19 protein-coding genes are annotated in these 22,466 nt (G+C 60.0%); all 19 read left to right on the top strand.

Annotation, left to right across the window (positions count from 1 at the left end; translation table 11 throughout):
- Positions 1-15 precede the first annotated feature (15 nt).
- Entirely contained in the window at positions 16-738 is a 723-nt protein-coding gene (locus tag VGT77_RS05605; protein ID WP_327460413.1) for a polysaccharide biosynthesis/export family protein, read from the top strand.
- A 14-nt stretch (positions 739-752) separates the two neighbouring features.
- Complete coding sequence (locus tag VGT77_RS05600) at positions 753-2,960, top strand: GumC family protein (protein ID WP_327460411.1); 2,208 nt, start codon at positions 753-755, stop codon at positions 2,958-2,960.
- 4 nt (positions 2,961-2,964) lie between these two features.
- Entirely contained in the window at positions 2,965-4,161 is a 1,197-nt protein-coding gene (locus VGT77_RS05595) for a hypothetical protein (protein ID WP_327460409.1), read from the top strand.
- Positions 4,162-4,168: 7 nt separating this feature from the next.
- On the top strand, positions 4,169-5,227 hold the full coding sequence (gene pseB, locus VGT77_RS05590) for a UDP-N-acetylglucosamine 4,6-dehydratase (inverting) (RefSeq protein WP_327460407.1): 1,059 nt from the start codon (positions 4,169-4,171) through the stop codon (positions 5,225-5,227).
- Entirely contained in the window at positions 5,220-6,389 is a 1,170-nt protein-coding gene (pseC, locus tag VGT77_RS05585) for a UDP-4-amino-4,6-dideoxy-N-acetyl-beta-L-altrosamine transaminase (RefSeq protein ID WP_327460405.1), read from the top strand. Before pseB ends, pseC begins: the two co-directional genes overlap by 8 nt.
- A 3-nt stretch (positions 6,390-6,392) precedes the next feature.
- Positions 6,393-7,076 (top strand): pseudaminic acid cytidylyltransferase, encoded by a 684-nt coding sequence (pseF, locus tag VGT77_RS05580; protein WP_327460403.1) that lies wholly within the window; start codon positions 6,393-6,395, stop codon positions 7,074-7,076.
- Entirely contained in the window at positions 7,073-7,972 is a 900-nt protein-coding gene (locus tag VGT77_RS05575) for a class I SAM-dependent methyltransferase (RefSeq protein WP_327460401.1), read from the top strand. The genes pseF and VGT77_RS05575 overlap by 4 nt, the downstream gene beginning before the upstream one ends.
- Positions 7,969-8,724, top strand: coding sequence for a class I SAM-dependent methyltransferase (locus VGT77_RS05570; RefSeq protein WP_327460399.1), 756 nt, complete (start codon positions 7,969-7,971; stop codon positions 8,722-8,724). Before VGT77_RS05575 ends, VGT77_RS05570 begins: the two co-directional genes overlap by 4 nt.
- 41 nt (positions 8,725-8,765) lie before the next feature.
- Positions 8,766-9,314 carry a GNAT family N-acetyltransferase gene (locus VGT77_RS05565; protein WP_327460396.1) on the top strand — a complete coding sequence of 183 codons (549 nt, stop codon included), beginning with the start codon at positions 8,766-8,768 and terminating at the stop codon, positions 9,312-9,314.
- A complete protein-coding gene (locus VGT77_RS05560) occupies positions 9,289-11,238 on the top strand; it encodes an NAD-dependent epimerase/dehydratase family protein (RefSeq protein ID WP_327460394.1) in 1,950 nt (649 codons plus the stop codon). Before VGT77_RS05565 ends, VGT77_RS05560 begins: the two co-directional genes overlap by 26 nt.
- A complete protein-coding gene (locus VGT77_RS05555; protein WP_327460392.1) occupies positions 11,222-11,902 on the top strand; it encodes an HAD family hydrolase in 681 nt (226 codons plus the stop codon). The genes VGT77_RS05560 and VGT77_RS05555 overlap by 17 nt, the downstream gene beginning before the upstream one ends.
- A 30-nt stretch (positions 11,903-11,932) precedes the next feature.
- A complete protein-coding gene (gene pseI / locus VGT77_RS05550; protein WP_327460390.1) occupies positions 11,933-12,982 on the top strand; it encodes a pseudaminic acid synthase in 1,050 nt (349 codons plus the stop codon).
- 5 nt (positions 12,983-12,987) lie between these two features.
- Positions 12,988-13,680, top strand: a complete 693-nt coding sequence (locus tag VGT77_RS05545; RefSeq protein WP_327460388.1) for an acylneuraminate cytidylyltransferase family protein — start codon at positions 12,988-12,990, stop codon at positions 13,678-13,680.
- Positions 13,667-15,916 carry an N-acetylneuraminate synthase family protein gene (locus tag VGT77_RS05540; protein ID WP_327460386.1) on the top strand — a complete coding sequence of 750 codons (2,250 nt, stop codon included), beginning with the start codon at positions 13,667-13,669 and terminating at the stop codon, positions 15,914-15,916. The genes VGT77_RS05545 and VGT77_RS05540 overlap by 14 nt, the downstream gene beginning before the upstream one ends.
- A 20-nt stretch (positions 15,917-15,936) precedes the next feature.
- The gene (locus VGT77_RS05535) at positions 15,937-17,304 is read left to right on the top strand and encodes a surface carbohydrate biosynthesis protein (protein WP_327460384.1); all 1,368 of its coding nucleotides are present in this window, start codon (positions 15,937-15,939) and stop codon (positions 17,302-17,304) included.
- Between the two features lie 12 nt (positions 17,305-17,316).
- Entirely contained in the window at positions 17,317-18,900 is a 1,584-nt protein-coding gene (locus VGT77_RS05530) for an oligosaccharide flippase family protein (RefSeq protein WP_327460382.1), read from the top strand.
- Positions 18,901-19,022: 122 nt separating this feature from the next.
- Positions 19,023-19,973, top strand: coding sequence for a class I SAM-dependent methyltransferase (locus VGT77_RS05525; RefSeq protein ID WP_327460380.1), 951 nt, complete (start codon positions 19,023-19,025; stop codon positions 19,971-19,973).
- A 221-nt stretch (positions 19,974-20,194) separates the two neighbouring features.
- On the top strand, positions 20,195-20,989 hold the full coding sequence (locus tag VGT77_RS05520; protein ID WP_327460379.1) for a hypothetical protein: 795 nt from the start codon (positions 20,195-20,197) through the stop codon (positions 20,987-20,989).
- Between the two features lie 66 nt (positions 20,990-21,055).
- Positions 21,056-22,450, top strand: a complete 1,395-nt coding sequence (locus VGT77_RS05515; RefSeq protein WP_327460377.1) for a DUF6418 domain-containing protein — start codon at positions 21,056-21,058, stop codon at positions 22,448-22,450.
- Positions 22,451-22,466: the final 16 nt, after the last annotated feature.

Genomic DNA, 22,466 nt, shown 5'->3' with positions numbered 1-22,466 from the left:
AGGATTGGAAGACAGATGTTCGTTCGTAGTGCCGCTCTCGCCGTGATGCTCGGCAGCTTGCTGACCGCTTGCGCCGGCTCGGGCCGCCTTCAGTCCAGCCAGGCGGTGCGGGTCGTGCCCAGCGCGGAGCTGCCGCCCCCTGCGCGCGTCGACCTCTTCTCCCAGGAACGGCCCTATCTCGTCGGACCCTTCGACAAGCTCAAGATCGACGTGTTCGGGATCAAGGAGCTGAGCGAACGCGAAATTCAGGTGGACGCCAGCGGCCGCGCGAGCTTCCCGCTGGTCGGATCCTTCCAGGCAGCGGGCCGCACCCCCAACGAGATCGCGCAGGAACTCGAAAGCAAGCTGGCCGGCAACTATATCCGCAACCCTCAGGTCACCGTGAACCTGGAGGAGACCGTTAGCCAAGTGGTGACCGTCGACGGACAGGTCATAAAGCCCGGTCTGTATCCGGTAATCGGCCGCATGACCCTGATGCGCGCTGTTGCGACGGCGGGCGGTACAGCGGAGTTCGCCAAGCTCGACGATGTCGTGGTATTCCGAACGGTCAGCGGCGCTCAATACGCAGCGCTATATAATCTGCGTGCGATCCGTCGCGGCGCTTATGCAGATCCCGAGATTTTCGCGAACGACATCGTCGTGGTCGGCGACTCGCAGGCCCGCCGCATCTTCAAGGATGTGCTGCAGGCTGCGCCCTTGCTGACCGCGCCGATCGTCGTTGCCCTTCAGAATAATTAAGCAAGAGCCAGTTCATGATGAACATCACCGATGGCGCGCTCGCCCAGCTGACGTCGCGGATAGCCACAGAAAAGCCGGAAGAGGCCGGGACGCCGCTCGTGGTGCAATATCTGCACCTTCTGCAGCGCCGCAAGTGGGTCATCATCGCGGTTCTGGGGCTGTCACTGATGGCCGCTCTTGTCGTGACCCTCCTGACCACGCCGAAATACACGGCGACGACCCGTATCGAGATCAGCCGCGAACAGAAGAACGTCACGAATGTCGAGGGGATTGAGAGCGATCAAGTTGGCCGCGACCTCGAATTCTATCAGACGCAATATTCCTTGCTCGAAGCGGAATCCCTCGCGGAGCGCGTGGTGCGGAGATTGCGCCTGGATCGGACCGACAGCTTCTGGGAGGCGCACGGCATCGATCCCGATCAGGACGGAGTTCTGAGTTCGGGGCCAAGGCGCTCGGCAAATGCCGAAAGGCAAGATAAGCAACGCGCCGCTGTCCAACTGCTGCTGACAAACGTGCTGATTTCGCCTATTCGGGGCTCTTCGCTCGTCGACATCAGCTATACCAGCACATCGCCCGACATGTCGGCCCGGATCGCGAATGCCTGGGCAGAGGAGTTCATTGCCCAGAACATCGCGCGCAAGTTCGACTCCACCGCGCAAGCGCGTCAGTTCCTGGAGAACAGGCTTAACGAGCTGCGGGGACGACTTGAACAGTCGGAGCGCGACCTGGTCAATTACGCGGCCAATCAGAACATCATCACGCTCAGCAGTGCGCCGACGGAAAACGGCCGCCCGGCGCAGGAGAGAACACTTACTTCAGACAGCCTGGAGGCGCTCAACAAGGCGTTGGTAGCCGCGACGGCGGATCGCATCGCTGCCGAGGCACGGCTTGCGCCAGGCGGTGCGGGCGAAGCCGGCGTCACCAATCCAGCGCTTACGTCGCTCCGGGAGCGCCGCGCCGACGCCGCCGGTGACCTCGCCAAGATTCTTTCTCAATTCGAACGGGGTTACCCCGAGGCTCGCGCCCTCGAAAGCCGAGTGCGCGAACTGGATCGCAGCATCGCGCGCGAGGAGGCCCGCGTACGGGGCAGCATCTCACAGGAATATACGGCCGCTGCCGCCCGCGAGCAGGATTTGCGCAACCGCGTTGCTCAGCTGTCCTCGGCATTGAACTCGCAGCGCCGGGCGTCCATCCAGTACAACATCTACCAGCGCGAGGCGGATACCAACCGCCAACTCTATGATGGTCTGCTGCAGCGCTATAAGGAAATCGGCGTCGCCGGTGTCAGCGCGAACAACATCGCGATCATCGACACCGCCAAAGCGCCTAACGTCCCCTCCTCGCCCAAGCTTCTGCTGAATCTTGCGCTGGGTGCGATCTTCGGCCTGCTGTTGTCGATCGGCCTGATCTTCCTCCTGGAACAGGCGGACGAGGGTCTGCGCGATCCGACGCGGGTCCAGGAGCTCATCGGCGTCCCCTTGCTCGGCAGCGTTCCGAAGGCGTCCGAAGAAATCGTCATCGCCGACGAGCTTCGCGATCCGAAGTCGCTGCTTGCCGAGGCCTATCTATCGGTGCGGTCCAGCCTCGCCTTTTCGACCGACCATGGCGTTCCGCGCAGCCTGATGATGGTCAGCGCTCAACCGGCTGAGGGCAAGAGCACCTCGTCGCTCGCCCTGGCCGCAGTGCTCAGCCGATTGGGCCGCAAGGTCATCATCGTCGATGCGGACCTGCGCTCTCCTTCGCTGCACAAAACGCTTGATTTGGATAACCGGCAGGGCCTCAGCAATTATCTGGCTGGTGACGGCAACCTGCAAGACAAAATCCGGAATGTCGGGCCCAGCATGGACTTCCTGTCGGCAGGGCCTCAACCGCCCTCGGCCGCGGAGTTGCTCAGCGGTGACCGGATGTTCCAGCTCGTACGTGAGTTGGAAAGCCGCTACCAGCATGTGATCATCGACTCGCCGCCGATCCTCGGTCTCGCCGATGCGCCGCTGCTCAGCAAGACGGTCGAGGCCGTCATCTTCGTCGTTCAAGCGGGTGAAGTCGCTGTGCGCGGTCTGCGGTCGGCCCTCGCCCGACTCCGCGACGTCGATGCGCCGATCGTGGGCGTGATCCTGACCAAGTTCGAGGATCGTTATTCCGAATATGGTTACGGTTATGGTTTCCGGTACAAATACGGCAATGCCGAAGGCGACCGTACGGCGGAGCCGGCCGGGGCCTGAGCTGATGCTGAAGGGACGAAGCAGCAAGAAGTGGAGCGGCTTGGCGCGCGAAGCGCGGCCATTGCTGCTGCCTGCCCTGATCGGACTCGCCGGCGCCGCGGCGGCTTCTGCCTACACCGTCGCCCGTCTCGCCGAGAAGGCCCGGCCGGATTTCGCGCTCCAGCTCTATCCGAGTCTCGCTCCCGCCAAAACCCACAAGGCGGACGCATTGCTGGCGGATACGGCCGCTGGTCGCGGCCGCTTCATGCGCGCGCGCAGTCTGGCTTTCGAGTCTCTTGCAGCCGACCCGCTCAACCCCGCCGCCCTTCGCGTCATTGCCGCCACCGAGCCAGCTAGCTCGCCGCGCCTCGCTCCTTTGCTCGACCTGGCCAGCAAGGCTTCGCGCCGCGAAGTGGGTGTTCAGCTTCTTCAGATCGAGCTGGCCGTCACCCGCAATCGTGTGGATCAGGCGCTTCACCATTACGACCAGGCGCTCAAAGTGAAGCCTTCGGTGGGAAGCATCCTCTTTCCGGTGCTGTTGAACGCCGCCACCGATAGGGAACTCCTTCCCTCGATCCGCTGCGTGATCGCTGCCAATCCGGTCTGGTTGCGGAACCTGTCCAGCTGGGTTCTCGAAAACCCCGAGTTGATGCCCCAGTTCGCCCTGCTCGTCCCGGCCTTGCCGCTGCGCTCTGAAGCCGCTTCCCAGGATTTTGGTCACGCGATCGTGGAAGGGCTGGTCGAGCAGCGCCGATATCCGGAGGCCTATAGCAGCTACCTGACCTACAAGCGGGCAATGCTGCTGACTCCCAAGGAAGAGCATCGTCCTTATCGACCGTTCGAATGGATGCCGGTCGAAAGCCCCGATTTCGGCGCCGAGGCGAACGACGAGAATAACGCGTTCGAGCTTTACGCTAGTCAAAACGCTACCGGCGACGTGTTGCGGCGCCTGACGCGCAACGCGCCTGGCAGATACCGGTTGAGCTTCGCGGTCGAGCCGCTGGAGGGACGGCCTCAATCCTTCCAGACCAGCATCACGTGCCCTGCCTCCAGCGGCTCCGCGCCTCGACTGCCAAGCAAGGTTTCCGCGGTTGGAAATATTGTGCGCGTCGAATATGCGGTGCCGCCGAACTGCCCGTTTCAATGGATTCAGATGACGCTGAAGGCCGGCACCTCGCCTGTTCGGATGCGGCTAAGCCGCTTCGGCCATCAGACAATCTAACGCAATCATGTGGCGCCCTCTGGTCGCGCCGCAAAGGACCCGAAAGATCAAGATGCTCAAGGACAAATCGATCCTGGTTACCGGCGGCACCGGCTCCTTCGGCCGTGCATTCGTCGCCCGTGTTCTCGAGCAGTATCCGGACATCAAACGGCTCGTCATCTATTCGCGGGACGAGCTGAAGCAGTTCGAGATGGAGCAGCAATTTCCTCGCTCGCGCTACCGGGGGCTACGCTACTTCATCGGTGACGTTCGCGATGCCGCCCGGCTGAGACGCGCCTTTGAAGGGATCGACATTGTGATCCACGCAGCTGCTCTGAAGCAAGTGCCGGCGGCGGAGTATAATCCGTTCGAGTGCATCAAGACGAACGTCATGGGCGCTCAGAACGTCGTCGAAGCCTGCTTGGACAGCGATGTGAAGTGCGTGGTGGCATTGTCCACCGACAAGGCCGCCGCGCCCAGCAATCTTTATGGCGCGACCAAGCTCTGCTCGGACAAACTGTTCATCGCTGCGAACCACATTCAAGGCGATCGCGGCATTCGCTTCTCGGTTGTCCGCTACGGGAACGTCATGGGTAGCCGCGGCTCAGTCATGCCGTTCTTCCTCTCCCGCCGACACGACAAAACCCTTCCGATCACCGATCCTCGCATGACCCGCTTCAACATCTCCCTGCAGGAAGGTGTCGATATGGTGCTCTGGGCCGTGGAGAACGCTGAGGGGGGCGAAATATTCGTTCCCAAGATCCCGTCATACCGCGTGACTGATGTAGCGCGTGCGATCAATCCTGACTGCGAGTTCGAGGTGATCGGCATTCGCCCCGGCGAGAAGATTCATGAGGAGATGATCACCGTCAGCGACAGTCTCAACACGGTGGATCGAGGGCAGTTCTACGCCATACTGCCGAGCTCCGACATCCTCGATCCCGCCTCCTATTGCGAACGAACCGGAGCGGTGCCCGTGCCGGAAGGCTTCTCCTACAATAGCGGCGACAATGATCACTTCCTCTCGGTTGTGGAGCTCCAGGCCCTGATCGCGCGGCATGTCGAGAACGCCAAGGATCATGGCTGAAACGCACATGCGATTCATCCCCTACAGCCGGCAAGACATTGACGAGGCGGATCGGGCAGCCGTGCTCCGTGTACTCGGAGCTGATTTCGTTACCCAAGGACCCGAGATACAGCTTTTCGAGGAAGCTTTTGCCGAAAAGCATGAAGTTGCGCATGCAATGGCGGTCAGCAATGCCACGGCCGGGCTGCACATCGCCTGCCTGGCCTTCGATATCGGTCCCGGGAGCCTGGTCTGGACGGTGCCGAACAGCTTCGTGGCGTCGGCGAACTGCGCGCTTTATTGCGGTGCTGACGTGGACTTTGTGGACATCGATCCACTCACCCGCAATCTGTCCGTCGAAGCACTGACGGAAAAGCTGGCGGCAGCCGATCGCGCCGGCCGCTTGCCCGATCTGCTGATCCCGGTCGACTTTGCCGGTATCCCCTGCGACCTGGCCGACATCAGGCAGTTGGCGGATCGGTACGGATTCAAGATCCTTCAGGACGCCTCCCATGCCACCGGTGCCGCCTATCAGGGGCGGCCGGTCGGGGGGCAATATGCGGACGCATGCGTCTTCAGCTTCCACGCGGTGAAGATCGTCACCACCGGTGAAGGCGGCATGATCACGACGCAGGACGATCGGCTGGCTGCTCGAATGGCAATGCTGAGGACGCATGGCATCACGCGCGATCCCGAAGCGATGGAGGACCAGAGCCAGGGAGCGTGGTATTTCGAGCAGCAGGAACTCGGCTACAATTATCGGATGACCGACATCCAGGCAGCGCTTGGCCGGTCGCAACTCGAGCGATTGGAGCCGATGGCTGCGGCGCGGTCAGCACTCGCCCGCCGTTATCTCGACAAGCTCGCGGGGCTGCCGTTGCTGCTCCCCCACGTGCCCCAGGATCGGCAAGCCAGTTGGCACCTTTTCGCGGTTCAACTCTCCGATGAAGCCCGCTGCACGCGCGCGGCGCTGTTCGCGCAACTTCGTGAAGCCGGCATTGGAGTGAATGTGCACTACATTCCGATCCACCTGCAGCCATTTTACCGCCGCCGAGGCTTCAAGCCCGGGGATTTTCCGGCCGCAGAAGCGTTCTACGACCGCGCGCTATCGATTCCACTGTTCCCGGCCTTGACGCACGAGGATCAGGATCGCGTGATCGACGAGCTTCGCACCCGTCTTTAGGCCATGAATTTGGCCATCATACCGGCGCGGGGCGGCAGCAAGCGCATTCCGCGCAAGAATATCCGCTCGTTTCGCGGAAAGCCGATTCTTGCATGGTCTATTGAGGCTGCTCGGTCCTGTGGCCTCTTCGAACAAGTTCTTGTCAGCACTGACGACGAAGAAATCGCGCAAACGGCGACAGAACTGGGCGCGTCGGTACCCTTTCTGCGATCGGAAAGGAACTCGAACGATTTCGCGACAACGGCGGACGTTCTGCAAGAAGTTCTGGCCCAGCTGGAAGGCCAAGGGCAAATGTTCGACGCTGCCTGCAGCCTCTACCCCACAGCGCCATTCGTCACCGCGGAGGATCTGGCAGAGGGGCTGAAGGTTTTGCAGCAGGGATGGGATTGCGTCCTTCCCGTTTCGGCGTTCAGCTATCCGATCTGGCGCTCGCTGAAGCGCCTGCCCGACGGGCGGATCGCCATGAACTTTCCAGAGAATGTGAACGCGCGTTCGCAGGACCTGCCCGTGGCTTATCATGATGCCGGGCAATGGTGTTGGTTCAAGGTTGAGCCGTTCCGGCAGAGTGGCCTGCTCTTCGGCGAGCGGACCGGGTCGGTCCTGCTGCCGCCGGACCGTGTGCAAGACATCGACACCGAAGAAGACTGGCGCCTGGCCGAATGGAAGCACGAAAGACTGCTCGGATGATCGATCCGCGTCTGAAGCGTCATCCCCTGGGCTTTCTGCACGTGGCCGAACCGCCCACGGCGGAGGAACTGAGCGCCTACTACGCGCAAACCTATTATCAGCAGGAAAAGGCTCTCTACAGGAAATCCTATCCGGACGAAGAACTCGCCTATTTCCGAGCTAAAACAGAGCAACATGCCGCCCTCGCCGGCAGACTGAGGCAAGAGGAGGAAGGCGGCTCCTTTCTCGACGTGGGGTGCGGCGAAGGGTTCGCGATGCGCTGGTTCTCGGACCATGGCTGGTCCGTCGACGGTATCGATTTCAGCTCGGCAGGCCTGGCCCAGATGAACCCCGACCTGCTGGCCAAGGCGGAAGCAGGAGATGTGTTCCAACTGCTCGAGCAAAGGATCGAGAGCGGGCGACGTTATGATATTGTCTGGCTCAAGCACGTGCTTGAACATGTTATCGATCCGATCGGCCTGTTGAGCTCGCTGAAGCGGCTGGTTGCCGAAACTGGCGTCCTTGTGGTGACGGTGCCGAACGATGGATCGGAATATCAGGAACACCTGCTCGAGCGCGGCGCGATCGACGAACGCTTCTGGATCGCCCTGCCGGATCATCTATCCTATTTTCGGCGCGAAAGCCTTGAAAACGCCGCACGATCGGTGGGCTGGGAAGTCAAAGACGTGCTCGCCGACTTCCCGATCGACTTCTTCTTGCTGCACGACGGCTCCAACTATGTCAGAGACCGCGCGCAAGGCCCGTCGGCTCACCGTGCGCGGATCCAGCTCGAACTACTGCTTGCGGCCAAACCGGCCGACGAGGTCAACCAATTCTACCGGTCGATGGCACGGGTTGGCCTGGGCCGGAACATCATCGCATTCCTGATGCACCGAGAGGATCGAGTTACACAATGAACGCGCCCCGCCGGATCGACACTCTGGTCGGCTCAACTCAGAACGAGGTTGAGCGCAAGCTTGAGCTGGCCGATAGTCTGCGCAATGCCGGCATCCCCGACGGGGAACTGCTCGACAATCTCGGCGTGTTCCTGACGCGACAGAACCTGTCTCGCATCACTCTGATGCAGAAGCTCTATGACATGATCTTGCCCGTCCATGGCGCGATCATGGAGTTCGGCGTCCGCTGGGGTCAGAACCTTTCGCTCTTCTCCAATCTTCGGGGAATGCTCGAGCCCTTCAACTATAACCGCAAGATCATCGGCTTCGACACTTTCAGCGGTTTTCCCTCGGTGCACGCGCAGGATGGGGGAAAGGTGCACCAGGGCCAATATGGTGTATCGGAGGGATGGGAAGCGCGGCTCGAGAAGATCCTGTGCTTCCACGAGCAAAATGCGCCCATTGCGCACAAGCGCAAATTCGAGCTGGTGAAGGGGGATGCCACCAAGACGCTGCCCGACTATCTGGAGAAGCATCCCGAGACGATCGTCGCATTGGCGTATTTCGATTTCGATCTCTACGAGCCGACCAAGCACTGCCTCGAAGCGTTGCTCCCCTACCTGACCAAAGGCAGCGTGCTTGCGTTCGATGAACTCAACTGCGCCGACTTCCCCGGTGAGACCGTTGCGGTGCGCGAGGTGCTAGGGCTTTCGCGCTACGCGCTGAGACGTGATTCCTCCAATCCGCTCGTCTCTTATCTGGTTATCGATTGAGCGTTGCTGCCGTGCAAACGCGGGAACAAGGCTATGCGTGCATGCCGCGCCCGGCAGTGGGCAACGGCCAGCGGCGGCTGCGCGCCGTAGGTCGCGACGATATCGAATCCATCCGCCTGTGGCGCAATGCCCAGATGAGCGTTTTGCGACAGGCCAAGGCGATCACGCGCCAAGAGCAAATCTCCTATTTCGAACAGCATATTTGGCCTTCACTCGATCAGCCGCAGCCCGCCAATATCCTGCTCGCCTATGAGGAAGATCGGAACCTGATCGGCTATGGCGGCTTGGTTCATGTGGCGTGGGAGCATCGGCGCGCGGAGGTGTCGTTTCTGCTGAAGCCGCAGTTGACGACGGAGATACAGGTCTATTCCGACTATTTCGGGAGTTTCTTGGCGCTGCTCAAAGAGGCAGCATTCACCGACCTTAGCCTGGAGCGGGTCTGGACCGAGACGTACGCGATCCGGCGCCACCATGTGGAAGTGCTGGAGAGCTCCGGCTTCAGGTTGGAAGGCGTGATGCGCCGCCACGTCCTTATCGACGGCCAATTCACCGACTCTCTTATCCATGGCTGCCTACGCGATGACGATTGAATTGCCTTCCTTGCGGGGTCGCCGCGTCTTCGTGACTGGAGGCGCTGGCGTCATTGGGCTTGAAATGGTCCCGATGCTGGCGGAACAAGGCGCCGAGGTGCTCGTCGGCGATCTGAAGCCACGCCCGGCGAGCTTCGATTCGGCGGTCCGCTACCGGCGTGGCGACCTCAACGACATGACCCTCCGGGAGCTGCAAGGCTTCGGTCCGGAGCTGATCATACACCTCGCCGCGACGTTCGAACGATCGACGGAAAGCTACGAATTTTGGGAGCAGAACTTCCGGCACAACGTCCGGTTGAGCCACCACATCATGAGCTTGGCCAAGGATCTCTCCAGCTTGAAACGAGTGGTCTTCGCGTCAAGCTATCTGATCTACGATCCTCAGCTTTACCAGTTCGCCAAGCCTGTCGAGCAGCCGCGCGCTCTGCGCGAGGACGATCCGGTGCTTCCCCGAAATCTGACGGGAATGGCCAAGCTCTCTCATGAAATCGAGCTGCGATTTCTGAACGAATTCCGAAGGCAGCACTTTTCGAGCGTCTGCGCGCGCATTTATCGTGGTTACGGCCGGAATTCGCGAGACGTGATCTCGCGCTGGGTGCGCATGCTGCTGAACGGCGAAGAGATCGCTGTCTATCGGCCGGAAGGGCGCTTCGACTATATCTACGCGAAAGACTCGGCCGAAGGCCTGATCAGGCTGGCAGAGGCCCCGATCGAGGGGATCGTCAATCTGGGAACGGGTCGGTCGCGGAGGGTCCAGGATGTTGTCGACGTGCTGCGCCAGCATTTCCCTCAGATGCGGGCGCGCGTGGAAGCATCCGACATAGCGTTCGAGGCCTCCCAAGCGGATCTGACGCTTTACGAAAGCGCAACCGGGTGGCGGCCGCGCTACGATCTGGAAACAGCCATTCCCGAGATCATCGCGCACGAAACGGCCCGGCAAGGCCGCAACGAAGCGGCTCCCCGCTTGGGCAACATTCTAGTCAGCAGCGCATCCAGTAAGATCTCGCTGATCCGCGCGCTCGCCCAAGCCGCCAGGCGCATCGATCCCGAGGCCAAGATCGTGGCCGGCGACATGTCGGACCAAGCATTGAGCCGCCACACAGCCGACCATTTCTGGTTGATGCCGCGCGCCACGGTGGAGAATTTGGATCCGATCATTGCGGGTTGCCGTGACCGCGGCATTACGGCCATCCTTCCTACGCGCGACGGCGAGCTCCTCTTCTGGGCAGAGCGCCGCGATGTTCTTAAGGAAGCGGGGATCACGCTGATCTCGTCCCCGGTGAACAGTATTCGCCGATGCGTCGACAAGCTCGCCTTCGCTGAATTCGGTGCGAGTGCGAACCTGCCTTTCATCCAAACAGCCACGACCCCGGACGAACTCGCTTGCAGCCGGTTCGTGGTCAAGGAACGGTTCGGCGCCGGGAGCCGCTCGATTGCCATCGCTGTTGGCCGGAGCGAAGCGCTGCTCCATGGCGAGACGCTCGATAGTCCCATCTACCAGCCCTTTGTCGAGGGCAAGGAAATCAGCGCAGATGCATGGCTGGATGGCCGGCACCGGGTGAAGGGTATCGTTCTCCGGACCCGTGACCGAGTGGTCAATGGCGAATCCCAGGTAACCACCACTTTCCGCGAAGAGCGGATCGAGGAACTGCTCACACGGGTGCTCGAAGTGTTGGAGCTTAGTGGCCCCGTGGTCGTGCAAGCGCTGATCGACGCCGAGGGCAAGGTGCATGTGATTGAGTGCAATGCGCGTTTCGGAGGTGCCTCGACTCTGGGCATCGCGGCCGGCGTCGACAGCTTCTATTGGAGCTTGGCAGAGATCGCAGGCGAGGACCTCAGCCATATACAGTTTCAGCCCACTTCCCGACCCATCCGGCAGGTCCGCTTGCCCGCTGACATCTATGTCGATGATCCTGATCTTTGACTTGGACGATACCCTCTACGTAGAGCGAACCTATGTGCAGAGCGGGTTTCGGGCCGTAGCGGCCTGGGGAGAGCGGCGGTTCGGCTGGCCTGCAGAGCAGTCGTATGGATCGATGCTGGAGACTCTGGACCGGGAGGGCCGCGGTGCTGTGTTCGACGAGTGGCTGGCCGCCCATGGACGAAGATCTGCCACGCTGGTCGCGGAAGCCGTTCGAACCTATCGCCAGCACGAGCCTGACATTCAACTTGCGCCCGAAGCTGCGGAGTTGCTGAGGCGGTACCGCAGATGGCCGCTTTACCTGGTTACGGACGGGCACAAGCTCGTGCAGCTCCGCAAGGTGCAGGCACTTGCGATAGAGCCTCTGTTTCGCAAGGTTTTCATCACGCACCGCTATGGCATAGCGAACGCAAAGCCATCGACCCTCTGCTTCGAGCGAATTCGATCGCGGGAAAGATGCGATTGGCGGGACATGGTCTATATCGGCGACAACCCAGCGAAGGATTTCGTCAATCTGCGGCCGTTGGGTATGCGGACCGTGAGGGTCCTAACTGGAGAGCATAAGAATCGGCCTGCTTCGGAGAGCCAGGAGGCCGAGTTTCGCATTGCAAGTTTGACGGACCTCCCTCCTCTAATAGAGTTGTTTCAGGCGGATAAGCTCGGCTAAGCGAACTCCGCCTTCAGGAAAGATTTCGGAATGTTCCCCTCGATAGAGATCGACGGCCGCAAGATCGGGCGCGACTTCGAACCTTATGTGATCTGCGAGTTGTCGGGTAATCACAATGGCAGCCTAGATCGCGCACTGCAGCTGGTCGATGCGGCCGCGGCCACAGGGGCCGATGCGATCAAAATTCAAAGTTACACCGCCGACACGATCACCATCGATCACGACGGTCCAGGCTTCGTCCATGATGGTGGGCTTTGGGACGGCAAGCGCCTTTACGACCTTTACCTCGAGGCGCAGACTCCCTTTGAATGGCATGAAGCCTTGTTCGAGAGGGCGCGGCAACGGGGCGTCACGATTTTCTCGACACCTTTTGACGAATCCGCAGCCGATCTCCTCGCTGAGCTGGGTGCGCCGGCCTACAAGATCGCCTCGTTCGAAGCGATCGATCTTCCGCTGATTGCGCACGTAGCCCGGAAGGGCAAGCCGATGATTATTTCAACGGGCATGGCCAGTCTTTCTGAGATTGACCAAGCTGTCAAAGCAGCTCGGCAAAATGGTTGCGAGGAGCTGGCGCTGCTCCACTGCGTCAGTTCCTATCCGGCGCCTGACGCTGACTCCAATGTTCGGACGGTTCCGCACTTAGGAGATGCCTTCAACTGCGTTTCTGGGCTGTCGGACCATACGTTCGGCAGCGCAGTGTCGGTTGCGTCGGTCGCCCTGGGCGGCAGCATCATCGAGAAGCATTTCACCCTCCGCCGAGCAGACGGCGGGCCGGATGCCGCATTCAGCCTGGAGCCTGAGGAGTTCAGCGCCCTAGTCAAGGATTGCAAGCGCGCCTGGCAGTCATTGGGCCGGGTCAGCTACGATCTGTGCCGGTCGGAAGAGGCTTCGAAGCAGTTCCGGCGCTCGCTTTATGTCGTCGCGGATGTGCGGGCCGGTGATCCGCTGACGCGTGAGTCCGTGCGATCGATACGGCCGGGCTATGGACTGGAACCGGTTCACCTTCCCGACGTGCTCGGCCGGCGCGCATCTCGGGACCTGCGTCGGGGCGAGCCGCTCAGCTGGGATGCGATCGCCTGACGGCCATGACGTGTGTGGCGATCATACCCGCCCGAGGCGGCTCTCGAGGAGTGCCGGGGAAGAACCTTCGGCTGCTTGCCGGCAAACCGCTCATCGCCTGGTCGATCGAGCAGGCGCTCGCCGCGAATTGCATCTCGAAAGTCGTCGTTTCCACTGACGCGCCGGAGATTGCGGAAGTCGCGCGGCGTTACGGCGCCGATGTCCCTTTCCTGCGGCCCGCCGAACTGGCGACCGATACGGCGGCCACGGAACCCGTGATGGCGCACGCCATTGATCATCTCGAGCAGTCCGGGCAGCATTTCGACCAGGTGATGCTGCTACAGCCGACCTCTCCGCTGCGGCTGCCCGGCACGCTCGATGGTGCGCACCATCTGTTTACCTCGGAGCAAGCGGACTCTCTGCTCGGGGTCGTTGAAAACCATCATTTCTTTTGGCGGCGGACCGAACAGGTAGAAGCTCTCTACGATTATCGTGCCCGACCCAGGAGGCAGGACCTAACCGAGAGCACCAGATGGTATCGGGAGACTGGGTCGATATACATCACCAAGATCGACGCGTTCAAAGCTTCCCGAAACCGCCTGTCTGGCCGTATTTCGTTGTTCCAGATGAACGAAATCGAAGGTTGGGAGATCGACACAGAGATCGATTTCGCCGTCCTCGACGCGCTGTTCACGAAAGTTCCTCATGCTCATCGATAAGAATATTTCCAGGTATATCGTCTTTTCAGAAGACGATCTGGTTAATGCGCTGCGGAAGATCAGCTCGAACAAGGCTCGCGTTGTTTTCTGCGTTTCCGGGTCCGGCCAGTTGGAAGGCGTACTGACGGACGGCGACGTCAGGCGGTGGCTGACGCGCGAGGAAGACCTGTCGCTGGACGTGACGGCGCTCACGGTTGCCAACAAAGACTTTGTGTCGGCTCCGATAGACTCAGCGTCGGCCGAGATCGAAAGCCGGTTGTCCGACCGGATTGGCTTTATTCCGCTAGTCGACCGGCACAATCATCTTGTCGCCATTGCATGGCGGCAGCGCGCGGAAGTCAGCATCGGCCATCTTGTTCTGGATGAAGAGTCGCCGGCATTTATCATCGCCGAAATCGGTAACAATCATAACGGCAGCCTAGATCTGGCCAAGCGACTGATCGACTTGGCCGCCGACGCAGGCGCCGATTGCGCCAAGTTCCAGATGCGCAACATGGCCAAGCTGTACCGGAACGCGGGGGACGCGAACGACACAAGTGCGGACCTAGGCGCTCAATACACCCTGGATCTGCTTTCCCGCTTCCAGTTGAGCGATGATGAGCTTGTGGAAGCCTTCGACCACTGCAAGGACCGTCGCATCATCCCCTTGTGCACGCCTTGGGATCATGAGAGCCTGGAGCGGCTCGAAGCCTACGGCATGCCCGCTTATAAGCTCGCGTCGGCCGACCTCACCAACCACGATCTCCTGTCTGCCATGGCGAAAACAGGCAAGACCATCATCTGTTCGACAGGGATGTCGACAGAGAACGAGATCAAGGACGCCGTGGCCATTCTGCAGCAGAACAGCGCGCCATTTATCTTGCTCCACTGCAACTCGACCTACCCGGCTCCCTTCAAGGACATCAATCTCAGATATTTGGAGCGGCTCAAGCGGATCGGCGGCAGCCTCGTTGGTTATTCGGGACATGAGCGCGGCTATGCCGTGCCTCTCGCGGCAGTCGCCATGGGCGCCAAACTGATCGAGAAGCACTTCACGGTCGATCGAAGCATGGAGGGGAACGATCACAGGGTAAGCCTGCTTCCGGACGAGTTCCGAGAGATGGTCGTCCGTATACGTGAGGTGGAAGAGTCCTTGGGAAATGCGGGTGAGCGCCGCCTGACCCAAGGCGAGATGATGAACCGGGAGGTTCTGGCCAAAAGTCTCGTTGCAGCGGTCCCAATCGCTCGAGGCACGATCCTGAGTGATGATATGCTGTCAGTCCGCAGCCCTGGACAGGGGCTGCAGCCCTATTACCGCAAACAGCTGATCGGGCGCCCCGCGCCGCGAGATCTTGCGGAAGGGGATTTCTTCTACCCTTCGGATCTACAGGAGGCAGCGTACGGCGCTCGCCATTTCACTTTCCGTCGGCCGTTCGGCTTGCCCGTCAGATATCACGACCTGCAGAAGATGGTCGATGCGACGAACCTCGATCTCGTCGAGTTCCACCTCAGCTATAAGGATATGGAGGAGCCCGTCGAGCGGCACTTGGGGGACCGCGTCTATGACCTCGATCTCGTCGTTCACTCACCCGAACTCTTCGCCGGCGATCACATCATGGATCTCTGCGCCCCCGATCCCGCCTATCGCGCACGATCCATTGCGGAGCTCAACCGCGTCGCAGAGCTGACCCGCCAGTTGAAGCCCCATTTCGCGCGCGCTCAGCGGCCGATGATCATCATCAATGCGGGAGGCTTTTCGCTCGACCGCCCGATCCCTGCTCAATCGCGGCTGCCGATGTACGAAATGATTGCCGATGCTCTAAGGCAGGTAGATCAGGAGGGCGTCGAGATCATTCTGCAAACCATGCCGCCCTTCCCGTGGCACTTCGGCGGACAGCGCTATCATAATCTCTTCATGTCGGCCGACGACATCGTGCGCTTTTCAGCGGAGCATGGCTATCGGGTCTGCCTAGATCTCTCGCATTCCCAGCTGGCTTGCACCCATGAGGGCGAGTCATTTTCGCAGTTCCTGGAGCAGGTTGCTCCACTCACCGGCCACCTTCATGTCGTCGATGCCGAAGGTGTGGATGGTGAAGGCCTCCAGATCGGCGAAGGCACCATGGACTTCGCTATGGTCGCGGAGATTCTAGACCGGCGTGCGCCCCAAGCGTCGTTCATCCCGGAGATCTGGCAGGGGCACAAGAACGATGGCGCCGGCTTCTGGGAAGCGCTGGCGAAGCTTGAACGCTGGTTTTGAGGCGATCAGCGCCCTTCCCCATGGCACGCATCTGCCTGATCGTGGACAATCCATTGCGAGACCTGGAAGGCAATGTCCTTTTGGGCCGAGCGTTGGCGAACCGCGGTCATCAAGCCTTCCTCATACCGATGTACAGCCAAGCCTTTGCCGTATCGGACGTGCAGCCGCAGATGGTCATCGCGAACTACGTGCGGCCCAACAACGTCAATCTGCTGAAGAGCTATCGCCGCAAAGGCATCAAGGTTGCTGTGATGGACACGGAAGGTGCTGGCGGGCGCAGTCCGGTCGAGTTCGCATCGTTAGTGGCTCATGGCGGCGCCATCGGAAATGTCGACCTTTATTGCGCCTGGGGGCCTGCGCAATTTGAAGCTTTGCAGCCCATACTGGGCGACGCCGTCAAGCTCACCGGCTGTCCGCGGTACGATCTCTGCGCTCCCGATCGGAGGCCCGCCTTGCGCAGGCCTGCGGTTGAGTCCGGCTTTGTGCTGATCAACACCAACTTCCCCGGAGTAAACCCGCGTTTTTCGTCCGGTACAGCAAATGAGCGGCGTGTGGCGCTGAAAGTGGGCTTCGACACGAAGTTCGCCGACGATTATCTGTCAGCCGCAAAGCGTACGCTGGATGGCATGCTCGCGCTCATGGCTGAGCTGGCGAAGCGCCTCCCACAGACGAGCTTCGTCCTGCGGCCACATCCCTTCGAGAACGCTAGCTACTACTCGCGCTTGACGAAGCTGCCGAACTTCAGCGTTCATCAGGAGGGCACTTCCCTCGAGTGGTTGGCGCAATCGAGCATGCTCATTCATCTCAACTGTTCGACCGCCGTCGAAGCAAGGATGCTCGACAAGCCGGCAGTCACGCCAGCCTGGCTGGACGATCCGGTCCTGAGGATTCCAGGACCCTCTGCGGTCAGCCAGCATGTTCAAAGCATGGAGGAACTGGTCGGTCTGGTCGAGCTGGTAACGACCGGCACCTGTCTGCCTGCGCCCGCCGAAGTGACAAAGGCGAGCCGTGATGTGATCCACTCCTTCTACCTCGCGATCGATGGAGAAGCGGCTGAGCGGGTAAGCGACGAGGTGGACGCATGCCTTGCTGCACCACTCGTGTCTGATCTTGGCCGGCCCAAGCTAAAGGTCATCACCACTTCTTTGGTGCAGCGACTTTTAGGACAGGGCGGCTGGTTTGTCCTGGTGGACATGATCAGTCGGGGCCAGCTGCGTCGGAAGCGACAGAGCAAAAACTTCAGCATGGGCGAAGTGCGAGAAATTCTGGACAGAGTGAACAAGGCTTTCCCGGGCACGCCGGCCGTCTGCTCTGAAGCTGGAGGGTGGATCATGATCTCGGCTGCCCGTCAGGACGAGAAGGTCGTGCAGGCTCAAGCCGCCATCTGATAGAGCGAAGCTATGTCAGACCCGCAATCCCGCCCTCGCGACTCGGTCGCTATCGAAACGGGCAAGCGGCGTTTCTTCAGGAACACGGCTTTCAGCTTTGGGCATCAGGTGGTGACGATGCTCACTGCGTTGCTGCTCCTTCCGTTTATGCTGTGGCGCTTAGGGCCGGAGAAATACGGCCTTTGGCTCACCTTACAGATATTTAGCATGAGTGGACTCGTTTCACTTGCGGAGCTTGGCTTCCAGAGTTCTATCGTCCGCTATCTCGTGAAATACCACACCGAGAATAGATTGGATGAGTTCAGACGGCTTCTTGTTACCAGCTTCGCGCTATTTGCGGCGATTGGTATTCTGATTTCGAGTTCCATCATCTTGGTGGGTCATGAGCACTTCATAGCGGTCTTCAACATCCCGGCTGCCTTCCGAGTGGAGATGCTCACCGCCTTCTGCGTTCAGGTCGGCGGGCTTGCCATTGGCTTTCCGATCCTTGCCCTTAAGGCATTCTACTCCGGGACACAGAAACTTGGTATGTTGAAGAGCTGGGAGGCGGGAGAGCGGCTTGTCTTTGCTCTTCTCGCGGTTCCCCTGCTGTTCATCACGGACAGGATTCTTCCAGTTGTCCTCCTAGAACAAGCTGTGATTGCAACAGCCTTTCTATCTTTTCTGGTGTTGGGGCGTGTTCGCTTCCGAGAAATCTTTTCCATCAACCCGAAATATGCGTCACTGCAAAGCTTACGGCGTGTGGCGGGCATGTCCGGCCTTGTCTTTCTGAACAGCGCTTCTTGGCTCGTCTATCTGAAGATTCCCGATATCGTGATCGGAGCTGTTCTCGGACCGGTTCACCTAGCATATTACACGATCATCAATCGCATTCCGAGAGCGCTAAAGGCATTCCAAGGTTCAGTGAATTCCGCCGTGATGCCGTTTGCAGTCATGCTGGACTCGGTCGATGGCGGAGCAGAGGCTAAGAAAAGCCTGGTACTGAAGGGAATGCGCTTCAGCTTTCTGGTGTTCGTACCGATTTCTGCGATCGTCCTGATATACGCAGAGGAACTACTCACCTTATGGGTGGGGCAGCGCTACGCATTCCTTGGTGATCAGCTCCGTCTCTTCATGCTGTGGCAGCTGACGGCTTTTTTGGTGTCGTTTGGGGGAGCCACTTTCACAAAGGCAGAGCACTACCGCCGTGTCGTGGGACTTAATTTCCTGGTCAACGTCACCTTTCTCATTCTGATGTTCGCGCTGATTTATCCGTACCAATTGAACGGCGTACTTGCCGCCCTCCTCGTCACCGGCCTTGCAACTACCGCAATCACTTTCAACGGGATCAGGCAAGCCAATGGCTTTTCCTACGGCAGCTTCGCGAAGACCGTGCTCCTCGGCCCGATCCTTTTCTCGCTCGTCCTGGGCCTTGCATTGCTTGGCGGCGCTAAAGCGGCCTGGACGCGGATTGGTTTCGAAGCCGGTTCGGCTGCATTCCTGTTGGCAGGCTTGCTCTACCTGTGCGCACTCCTTTTCTTCGTGCTCACGCGGCAGGAACGCGAGCTGCTGGCTAAGCTGCCGAAGTGGCGCCGCAAGCAAGCGCCTTTTGAATAGCAAGTTCTTCCTCTTTCATCCGCAATGCTCTAGCGGGCTCCGGTCGCTCCCGATTCGGGAGTAAGAGCAAGCCGGCCCTTCGCTGCCAGCTCGAGCCAACGCATTTGCCGACGGAGTTGTCTATGCCTGCCGCTGTCCGGGCAGTTCATTCGATCGACGTGAGTTCGGGCCGGAGCCCCGGCTTTGCCGGTTGGCGCAAGGAACTTTCGCGAGCTGCGGCCTTCCTCCCGTGGGCACGGAAATACGAGCATCCGCAGGGGCGCTCAGGCTTCATCATCGAAGAGCTGGCGCCGTACATCCATGGCACGATTTTGGACGTGGGCGCGGGCCGAAACGCCACGGTGTTCGCGCAGGCATTCGGCGACGCATATCACCCGCTCGATATCGGCGGCTCCTATCATGTCGCGGATAAGCCCAATGCCGTCCTTCCCGAGACTGTAGTAGATCTGGAACGTGGCGGCCTTCCGTTCCCCGACGGAAGTTTCGACACTGTCTTTTGCACCGACGTGCTCGAGCATATCGACAATATCTATAATGCGTATGACGAGCTGTTTCGGGTGGCTCGGAAGTCGGTTATCATTTCTCTGCCAAATAACTGGGTCAAATACCCGATGAGCTTTTTGCGGGGCACGAACGTGACCCATAAAGCTGGGTACGGCCTGCCTCCTCAGCCGAAAGGCGTCGGTGAACGCCACAAATATTTTTTCAACCTCGAAGAGGCTGCAGATTTCCTGACCGGCCGGACGCCGCAAGGCTTTCGCCCGGCAGCATTCGAGCCCCGTTTCGAATATGGCACAGACGGCGTCCTGTGCGGAGTTCAGCGATTTTCCTACCTGGTCAGAGGCGTCGAGATGCGCAGGCTTCTCCACCTCTCCAGGCGCGAACTTGGCGAACGGCTGGGCACATTGGTGGCGATGATCGGGATTCCCGTTTACGCCGTCCTTCGCCCGATCGACGTCATCATAAGCGCCTTGCTGTGGGGATTCGGATCGCCCGTGCGCTTCTACAATCTGTTCTGCCGGCAAGTTTGGGTGGTTTTTGAGAAGGTGCCTGCCAGCGAACCGCCTGCCTAAGCTTAGAGGGGCATCTAAGTCGTTGTGGATGAACGGCTTTGCGATCCCAATCCCCGCTTGACATCGGGACCTGACTAAGGTGCGGTGAGGCGTGCGCTGAACGCGCCAGGACGAAGGGGGATTGATTGGGCCAGTTGACGCGCCGACTTCGCTATCAGTTGCTACGCTCTCCCCTCGTTCCGCCAATCAAGATGCTTAGGCGCGCAAAGCTTCACCGACTGGTGTCGAGCAGGCAGGGCCTGCTGGGCGAGTTGGGCGCAAATTCAACCGCTGAAGAACTGGGCCGCACTCTGCGTCGCGACGGCTATGCGGTCTTGACCGACATGGTCGGTCAAGACTTGCTCATCGACCTAGCGGCGGCTGCCCAGTCGAAGCTTGCGGATCGGGCCGCGCAGGTCGCGGATGGCGGTCGCGATTTTACCGCGAAAGCTTTCTGGGTTCGTCTGCTCGACAGCGAAATGCGCGATGGCCGGATGCCGAGCGACAGCATCTTTGTGCGCTTCGCATTGCAGCCGGCGCTGGTTCAAACCCTTTCCGAGGCAATGGGGGGGTTGCCGCAGTTGGATTATGTGCTGCTTACCTTGTCTCAACATAGCGCCGAACCGCTCGCCCAATCTCAGCTTTGGCACCGCGACTATGACGATCCACGCACGATCAAGGTGTTCGTCTATCTGACCGACGTGACCTCCATCGAGGATGGTCCCTTCACCTTCCTGCCCGCCCGGGCCACCGACCGCTGCGGTTCGTCGCTGCGCAGCCACCGCAGCGACGCCGACATCTTCAGCCATGTCGCACCCGAGGAAAAGGTCGAGATCATTGCCCCCAAGCTGAGCGTCTTTGCGGTCGAGACATCCCGATGCTTGCACATGGGCAGCCGCTTGGCGCCGGGACACGAACGCCTGCTCTACACCGCTACCTTCACCTCCTTCCCAAAGCTGGCGCCGGCGCCCTCGCAGTTCGCCCTGACCGGGCAAGAGACCGAAATAGAACGTGCCATTCTCGTTCCGGAAAGCTAGAGAGCGGAGCCATTCCCAAACCAGCACAAGCGAGAAGCGCCGTTACCGGGCGGCGGAACATGTAAGATGTTGAGTCTCATCGCCTTTGCCGCGCTCATGCCGCTCCTCGCCCGCATCTTCCTGCGTGCTCCCGCGGCCGCGTTCGCAGGTTTCTTCCTGCTGTTCGCGATGTTTTATCGAAGCGTTGACATTCTCTACGTCGATCTGTTCGGGCCGCTCTATGCGAGCGAACTGGGCCGCTACGTGGGTGGCAATGCCGCGGCGCCGATGTTCTATTATGGCGTGGCGTCGTTCGCGATACCCTTGCTCTGGGTGTTCCGCGACCAGGCCCGCGCGATCCAAGCGCTGCGCAGCCGCCCGGCCTGGCAAGACTATCAGATCAAGTTGAGCAGCCTCGCTTTCCTGGGCACATCGGCGTTCGTAGCCCTTCTATTCGGTAATCTGATCCGCGTCGGTGTGGTGCCTCTGTTCGCCGGCATGGATCGGCTGCAGTATAACGAGATTGCGGGCATCGTGCACAACGGCGCTTATGAACTGAACTTCTTGACCTGCTTTACCCTGGGCGCCTTCACTATCCTGCCCCGGATCAACGGCCGGGAGCACGACTTCCGCTTCGTGCTCGTTTTCGTCGTGCTGCTGATCTACTGGGTTCTGACGGGGAACCGCTTTTCGATCTTCTATACTCAGTTCAGCTTCTTCTTCATGCCCTTCGCGGCTGTGTCGATCGGCAAGACCCTGGGTGTTGTAGGCCCCTTACCTAAAAACGCGATGGTTCACCGCATCTTCGCGTCCAAGGTGTTCCGCTTCGTCGCCGCTTTGGTGATCATGTTCAGTCTCGCCGGGCTCGTGGTCAACAGCTATTACAATGTCCGCAACTATCGAGATCCGGTTGAGCAGATCCAGGAGCGCATTCTGCTCCAGCCAGTGCAGATGTGGTCCGCGGAATGGGAGCGGGTACGGTTCGACAACCCCCTGCCTCTCGTCTCACGCGAAGCCTTTGACCAGATCTTCATCAATCCTATAGACCGCGATCGCAATACCACCATCCAATACTTGATGAGCCTGGAGCTGGGTTATTTTCGTAGCGCAGAACTGGCCCGGATGGGACAGCAGTATAATGGCGGTTATCCAGAAGTTCACTTTGAACTATTTAACCCGTGGCTGGCACTTATCACCCTTCCTCTGTTTGGGCTCGCGACGGCTCTCATGCTACGGTACACGGTCCTGTTGCTGTACCGGAACATGGTGGTGAGCGCGATTGCAGCAACCTATGTGTTCTACGGCTTTTCATTACATTACGCGGGCGGATTTTTGCTCTTCCCGCTATTCGTCACCTATTGGTTGAAGATTGCCGCCCTCCTTTTGGCCATCGCATGGGAGCGTCAGTTCACGCGCCGGCCGCCGCCAGCGGAGAGCGGACCTGCCTTTGCGCGCAGGCCCCTCACCGGCGCACGCGCATAGGCGCGGCTTTCAACCG

Source organism: Sphingomonas sp. (assembly GCF_035944535.1).
GTDB lineage: Bacteria > Pseudomonadota > Alphaproteobacteria > Sphingomonadales > Sphingomonadaceae > Sphingomonas_B.
The sequence above is the reverse complement of the archived record's forward strand: the minus strand, read 5'-3'. Positions and strand labels throughout refer to the sequence as shown.